Origin of the sequence: Simplicispira sp., from assembly GCF_028687295.1 — a bacterium.
GTDB lineage: Bacteria > Pseudomonadota > Gammaproteobacteria > Burkholderiales > Burkholderiaceae_C > Simplicispira > Simplicispira metamorpha.
Genome location: NZ_JAQUAL010000214.1, coordinates 1 through 3,720, shown reverse-complemented (window position 1 = coordinate 3,720; position 3,720 = coordinate 1). Strand labels below are relative to the sequence as shown.

Sequence of the window (3,720 nt, the reverse complement as noted above, 5' to 3'; positions counted from 1 at the left end):
ATGGCCGTGCAGGGCGCCGTGGCCAAGCTGTGGCTGGAGAAAACCGGCTGCCCCATCTGCGAGGGCTACGGCCTCTCGGAGACCAGCCCCTCGGCCAGCTGCAACCCCGTGACGGCCAAAGAGTTCACCGGCACCATCGGCGTGCCCATTCCCGGCACCTGGATGAAGCTGATCGACGACGAGGGCAACACGGTGACGGAGCTGGGCAAGCCCGGCGAAATCGCCATCAAGGGCCCGCAGGTCATGGCCGGCTACTGGCAGCGCCCCGATGAAACCGCCAAGGTCATGACCGAGGACGGCTACTTCAAGACGGGCGATGTCGGTGTGATGGATGAGCGCGGCTATTTCAAAATCGTTGACCGCAAAAAAGACATGGTGCTGGTCAGCGGCTTCAACGTCTATCCCAACGAGGTGGAAGACGTGGTGGCCAAGATGCCTGGCGTGCTCGAATGCGCCGTGGTGGGCGTGCCCGATGACAAGACCGGCGAGGCTGTCAAGCTGGTCATCGTCAAGAAAGACCTGCACCTGACGGAAGCAGATGTGCGCGAGTTTTGCCGCGCCAACCTCACGGGCTACAAGCAGCCCAAGGTGATCGAGTTCCGCGACGAGCTGCCCAAAACCCCTGTGGGCAAAATCCTGCGCCGCGAACTGCGCGACAAGAAGTAAGACGCCCCCATGACCACCGCCATCCTCAGCGCTCTGCCCGAAGAGCAATCGGGCCTGCTCGGCAGCCTGGAGCAAGCCCGCCGCGTGGCGCACGCGGGGCGCGCCTTTTGGCTCGGCACGCTGCACGGCCAGCCCGTGGTGTTGGCCTTGTCGGGCATGGGCAAGGTGGCCGCAGCCACCACCGCCACGGCGCTGATCGAGCGCTTTGGCGCTGCGCGCATCGTCTTTACCGGCGTGGCGGGCGGCGTGGGCGAGGGCGTGCAGGTGGGCGACGTGGTGGTGGCGCAAGACTACGTGCAGCACGACATGGACGCCACGCCGCTGTGCGCGCGCTGGCAGGTGCCCGGCTACAGCGCGGTGCGCCTGCCCTGCGACACCACCCTGACTGCTATGATTTCGGGAGCTGTAAGCGCTTATCTGCAAAGCGCTGGAGGTCATTTTGATTCTGAACTTCTGGCGCAGCCGCCACGCCTGCACCAGGGCCTGGTGGCCAGCGGCGACCAGTTTGTCAGTTGCGCCCAGGCAGCGGGCGCCCTGCGCGCCGACCTGCTGGCCGCAGGCCACGACGTGCTGGCCGTGGAAATGGAAGGCGCCGCCGTGGCCCAGGTGTGCGTGGACTACGGCGTGCCGTTTGCCGCTGTGCGCGCCATCTCTGACCGCGCTGACGACGATGCGCATGTGGACTTCCATCGGTTCATCCAGAGCGTGGCCAGCCGCTACGCCGACCACATCGTGCGCGGCCTGCTGCGGGTGCTGTGATATTGCTCTTTATTTGATAGCTGGTAGCGCCTGCCACCAAAGGGCTGGAGGCTGATTTGACTGCGGAACGCAATGGGCGCGCGGTAAGCGCCAGAGCCACCGTGGAGCACGCTTTGCCGGGCCACCGGTGGCGTCCCCCTTTGGGGAGAAGGCGTGCAGCGCCGCAGGGGGAGCCTATTTCAACCAGCCGCGCTTGCGGAAGTACCACATGGGCCCCAGCGCGCTGGCCAGCATCAGCGCCAGCGCATAGGGGTAGCCCCATTTTTGCGCCAGCTCGGGCATGTACTGGAAGTTCATGCCATAGACGCTGGCAATCAAGGTGGGCGGCAGCAGCGCCACGCTGGCCACCGAGAAAATCTTGATGATCTTGTTCTGGTTGATGTTGATGAAGCCCACGGTGGCATCCATCAAGAAGTTGATCTTGTCGAACAGAAAAGCCGTGTGGCTGTCCAGCGACTCGATGTCGCGCAGAATTTGCCGCGCCTCCTCGAACTGCTCGGCGTTGAGCATCTTGCTGCGCATCATGAAACTGACGGCGCGGCGCGTGTCCATGACGTTGCGCCGGATGCGGCCATTCAAGTCTTCCTGGCGGGCGATGGCGCCCAGCACCTCGCCCGCGCGGGCATCGGTCACGTCGCCGGCCAGCACCTGGGTGCTGACTTTTTCCAGATCGTCGTAAATGCCCTCCAGCGTGTCGGCGGAGTATTCGGCGTCGGCGTCAAACAGCTTGAGCAGCACCTCGCGCGCATCTTCGATCAGGCCCGGCGCCCGGCGTGCGCGCAGCCGCAGCAGGCGAAACACCGGAATGTCCTCGTCGTGGATGGAGAACAAAACGCCCTTGCTGCGCAGGCTCGGGTTGATGAGGTTGAGGATGAAGGCCACCCGCACCGAGCGCGGGTTGTCGTGGTCATCGATCAGGAAGTCGCTGCGGATGTGCAGCTCGCCGTTGTCTTCTTCGTAAAAGCGGGCCGATTCTTCGATGTCCTCGTCCATCGCATCTTCGGGGATGGACAGGCCGTAGTACTGCGAGACCCAGCGCTTTTCGTCGATGGTGGGCGATTCCAGATCGACCCAGATGGGCTGGAATTTGGACAGCTCTTCCAGCGACTCGATTTCTTCCTGAACGAGTCGCCCATGGGCAAGCGTGAAGATGTTGAGCATGGCTCACTCCCTTGATGTGACGGCCTGTGGCGGGGGTAAAACGGGGCGCTTTCAGCCCCCCTTGGCGCACTGGCTCGGGAGCTGAAAGCTACCGACTGGGGTAGGTTTCCAAGGTTTGTCTCCACACAAAACGTGAACCCGGAATTATCGCATTCGCGTGTGACAGGGCTGTGGCGCTGCCGGGCTTTTGGGGGGTCAGGGCGTGGGCGTGGCCTGCGCCAGGGCGCGGGCGCGGCACAGGTCGGCCCAGGCGGCGGCTTTGGCCTGCGGTGCGCGCAGCAGGTAGGGCGCGTCGTAGGTGACGATGGCGGGCACCCCGGCCACGCTGTGGGGCTGGGCGCGCAGCCGCCCCAGCGGGTCGCTGCGCCCCAGGGCGGCGCGCGCGGCCAGCCGCCCCATGACCAGCACCACGCTGGGCTGCACGTGGGCAATGGCCGCGCTCAGGGCCTGTGCGCTGGGCGCTGCCGCCGGTGCGTCCGGTGCCTGGGGGGCCACGGTGCTGAGGAAAACGCGCGGGTGCTGGTGCAGCCGCAGGGCGCGCAGCATGTTGTGCAGCAGCAGACCGGCATCGCCTGCCAGGGGGTCGGCGCCCTCCTGGCCCTCGGTGACGATGAGCCAGGTGCTGGCGTCTGCCCCCGGCCCGGGCGGGGTGGGGGCGGCGCTGGCGTGGGCGGCATCGGCACCGTGGGCCGGGGCGTACAGGGCTTGCGGCGCGTGCAGCACCAGCGCGGCGCCGGGTGGGGCTGCTGTGGGCGCTGGTGCAGCGGGGGTGGCCGGGCGGGGTGGGGCGGCGGCAGATGGGGCAGCGGGTGTGGCTGGCGCTGCCGGGGCCGCGCTGGCCTGCGGTGGCGGCAGGGCGTTGGCGGGCGGTGCCGCTGGTGCGTGGTGTGCTGGTGCGGCCTGGGGGGCATGGCTTGGCGCGCTGTGCGGCGCAGTGCGTGCTGTGCCGGTGCCTGCCACGCGCTCGGTGGTGGGGGCGGGCGGGGCATCGGCAGGGGCTGCGACGGCCTCGTCCGGCCACCAGACGCGCACGCCCATCTCTTGCAGCATCGCCCGCTGGCGTGCGTCCAGGTGCAGGCTCATAGGGCGGCACTCATGACGATGGCGTCCTCGCGCTCGTTGCCCACGCCGGGG

At 67.3% G+C, this 3,720-nt stretch carries 4 protein-coding genes; 2 read left to right on the top strand and 2 right to left on the bottom strand.

All coding sequences use genetic code 11. The features are described from left to right. Both PHX69_RS15710 and PHX69_RS15705 read left to right on the top strand, forming a co-directional pair. Nucleotides 1-666, top strand: a 666-nt coding sequence (locus PHX69_RS15710; protein ID WP_288045022.1) for an AMP-binding protein, incomplete at its 5' end; no start/stop codon positions are given. 9 nt (nucleotides 667-675) lie between these two features. Beyond that, nucleotides 676-1,425, top strand: coding sequence for a 5'-methylthioadenosine/adenosylhomocysteine nucleosidase (locus PHX69_RS15705; protein WP_288045020.1), 750 nt, complete (start codon nucleotides 676-678; stop codon nucleotides 1,423-1,425). 174 nt (nucleotides 1,426-1,599) lie between these two features. Here PHX69_RS15705 and corA read toward each other — a convergent pair whose 3' ends face one another. After that, nucleotides 1,600-2,586: a magnesium/cobalt transporter CorA gene (corA, locus tag PHX69_RS15700; protein WP_119013983.1), complete on the bottom strand. Its 987-nt coding sequence runs from the start codon at nucleotides 2,584-2,586 to the stop codon at nucleotides 1,600-1,602. A gap of 195 nt (nucleotides 2,587-2,781) precedes the next feature. Continuing rightward, complete coding sequence (locus PHX69_RS15695) at nucleotides 2,782-3,669, bottom strand: uracil-DNA glycosylase family protein (protein ID WP_288045017.1); 888 nt, start codon at nucleotides 3,667-3,669, stop codon at nucleotides 2,782-2,784. Nucleotides 3,670-3,720: the final 51 nt, after the last annotated feature.